The following is a 2419-nucleotide window of genomic DNA, read 5'->3' on the forward strand; positions in this document are numbered from 1 at the left end:
GTAAGCGAACGGGCATTACAGGTTGCGTAACGGCAGCCAGTTATGCGGCAACAACTCGGCGATCTCACTGGCGCGCTGCGTCGGCAGCCGCATCAGCACATCCTTGAGATAAGCATACGGATCATGCCCGTTAAGCTTGGCCGATTGGATCAAACTCATCAGCGCAGCCGCGCGTTGTCCGCTGCGTAACGACCCTGCAAAGAGCCAGTTCTTGCGTCCGAGCGCCCATGGCCGGATTTGCTGCTCGATGTGGTTGTTATCAATAGGCACCGCGCCGTCATCCAGATAACGTGACAACGCCGTCCAGCGTTTCAGGCTGTAATCCAGGGCCTTGGCGATGGCCACACCCTCGTGTACCAGCTCGCGCTGGGCGATCATCCAAGTGTGCAGCATGTTCATCACGGGGACGGCTTTTTCTTGTCGTATTCGTCGCCGTACATCGGGCTCCAAATCGCGGATTTCACTTTCGATTTCGTACAGCAACTGGATATAGCGCAGAGCTTGCTCGGCGAGCGTGCTTTTGTTCGTGGCGTGCAGGTCGAAGAACTTACGCCGCGCATGGGCCATGCAGCCGATTTCAGTGACACCGAGTGCAAAACTGGCTTTGTAACCACCAAAATCATCGCAGACCAGCTTGCCCTTCCAGTCTTGCAGGAAGTTGCGTGCATGTTCGCCCGAGCGGCTGGGGCTGAAGTCGTACACCACTGCGCGGATATCGGCAGACGCGGTGGTTGCATAGGCCCAGACGTAGGCCCGATGGGTTTTCTTCGAGCCAGGCATGAGCACCTGTACCGGCGTTTCATCGGCGTGCACCACGTTGTGTCCAAGCACCACTTCGCGCAGAGCATCAACCAGTGGTTGCAGTTGCACACCGCAAGTGCCGACCCACTGCGCCAAGGTCGAGCGCGGGATGGCGAGGCCGGCCCGGCCAAAGATCTTTTCCTGACGGTACAGTGGCAAATGATCACCGTATTTGGCGATCATCACTTGAGCCAGCAAACCTGCTGTGGGGATGCCTTTATCGATGACCTGCGCAGGAACAGGTGCCTGGATCAGGGTCTCGCAGTCCTCACAGACCCACTTGCCACGGATGTGTTGTTCAACCGTGAACACGCCGGGCGTGTAGTCGAGTTTCTCGCTGACATCCTCGCCGATACGCTTGAGGGCGCAGCCGCATTGGCAGTGAGTGTTGTCCGGTTCGTGATGGATGGGCGTGCGTGGAAACTCGGGCGGCAAGGCGGTGCGTTTAGGTTTTTGCCGAGCCACGGTCGGGGCTGGAGCGGGTTGCAACGTCTCAAGCTCGGCTTCGATGGCCGCGATATCGGCATCGATCACGTCATCGAGCAGGCTGGTTTGATACGGATTTAGCTGCTCGCTGCGCTTGGCAAACTTGAAACGCTTGAGCTGTGCGATCTCGTGGGTCAGCTTGTCGTTGACCGTTTTGTAGTGATGGATCTGCTTGTCCATGGACTCGACTTTTTGATCGAGAGTCTCGACACGCTGCATCAGCTGCGCGGCGATAGCGCGCAGTTGTTCAGGGTTTAATTGGTCGAAATCAGGAAGCAAAGTCATGCCGCCGATTTTGTCAGAACAGGCCAACACTGACGATAGGCTCATCGGACAATTGCACGGCGACGCTGGCCATGGCAGTGATTACATCAGGGTAATCGCACTGTTTTGCCCAACTCTTTGCCAAGGTAAACCCAGCACCAGGGCATGCAGTTGTTCGGCACCCAATTCCATCTGCGAGCCGTGCCGAGATCCCGGCCAGAAAAATTTGCCTTGATGCAGTCGGCGCGCCGCCAGCCAGATGCCCAACCCATCGTGCACCAGCACTTTCATGCGATTGGCGCGGCGGTTGGCAAACAGATAAGCACAGTGCGGCTGCGCCGCACCGAACACGGCCACCACCCGCGCCAGCGCTGTGTCAGTGCCGGCGCGCATGTCCATGGGCTCAGTGGCGAGCCAGATGGCGTCGATACGAATCATCGCAACAGGTCTCGAAGAAAGGTTGCACAGGCAGCAGCACTTTCAGTTGGCCAGTTCACTTTAACGGTGCCGCGCGGATGCTGGATCTCAACGCTGATAGTCGATGATGCCGATTGCGACTCAGTGCTGGCGAGTGGCATGGGCAGTGAAACAAAAGCGGGATGCAGCGCCATGCTTTTCTGCGTTTGCAGCCGAATCCACTTGTGGACGAGGTTCGCGTTGAGGCTGTGGCTCAGCGCAACGTTGGCAATCGAGGCCCCAGGTTGGGCGCACTCTTGAATGACTTGGGCCTTGAACGACCTGGAATAGGAACGGCGTTGTGGCTGCATGAAAGACCCTCTTAAAAGGCTAGAAGTGGTGTCCACTTAAATAGGTGGACACCATCGCCTTTGGCGGTGGGGTCAGAAAGGTGTGTTTGCTGGCCGGTTAC

At 57.6% G+C, this 2419-nt stretch carries 3 protein-coding genes; all 3 read right to left on the reverse strand.

Annotated features, from left to right (window positions below):
- Positions 1 to 15 precede the first annotated feature (15 nt).
- Complete coding sequence (gene tnpC / locus ACODSK_RS32575; protein ID WP_019818069.1) at positions 16 to 1572, reverse strand: IS66 family transposase; 1557 nt, start codon at positions 1570 to 1572, stop codon at positions 16 to 18.
- An 81-nt stretch (positions 1573 to 1653) separates the two neighbouring features.
- Positions 1654 to 1989 carry an IS66 family insertion sequence element accessory protein TnpB gene (gene tnpB / locus ACODSK_RS32580; protein ID WP_019719038.1) on the reverse strand — a complete coding sequence of 112 codons (336 nt, stop codon included), beginning with the start codon at positions 1987 to 1989 and terminating at the stop codon, positions 1654 to 1656.
- Positions 1986 to 2318 carry an IS66-like element accessory protein TnpA gene (tnpA, locus tag ACODSK_RS32585; RefSeq protein ID WP_019818068.1) on the reverse strand — a complete coding sequence of 111 codons (333 nt, stop codon included), beginning with the start codon at positions 2316 to 2318 and terminating at the stop codon, positions 1986 to 1988. Before tnpA ends, tnpB begins: the two co-directional genes overlap by 4 nt.
- Between the last annotated feature and the right edge of the window lie 101 nt (positions 2319 to 2419).

The sequence above is a fragment of the Pseudomonas sp. FG98 genome (assembly GCF_057808595.1).

Coding starts and splice junctions, on each gene's coding strand:
- tnpC (WP_019818069.1), bottom strand. CDS start 1,572: ATGACTTTGCTTCCTGATTTCGACCAATTAAACCCTGAACAACTGCGC.
- tnpB (WP_019719038.1), bottom strand. CDS start 1,989: ATGATTCGTATCGACGCCATCTGGCTCGCCACTGAGCCCATGGACATG.
- tnpA (WP_019818068.1), bottom strand. CDS start 2,318: ATGCAGCCACAACGCCGTTCCTATTCCAGGTCGTTCAAGGCCCAAGTC.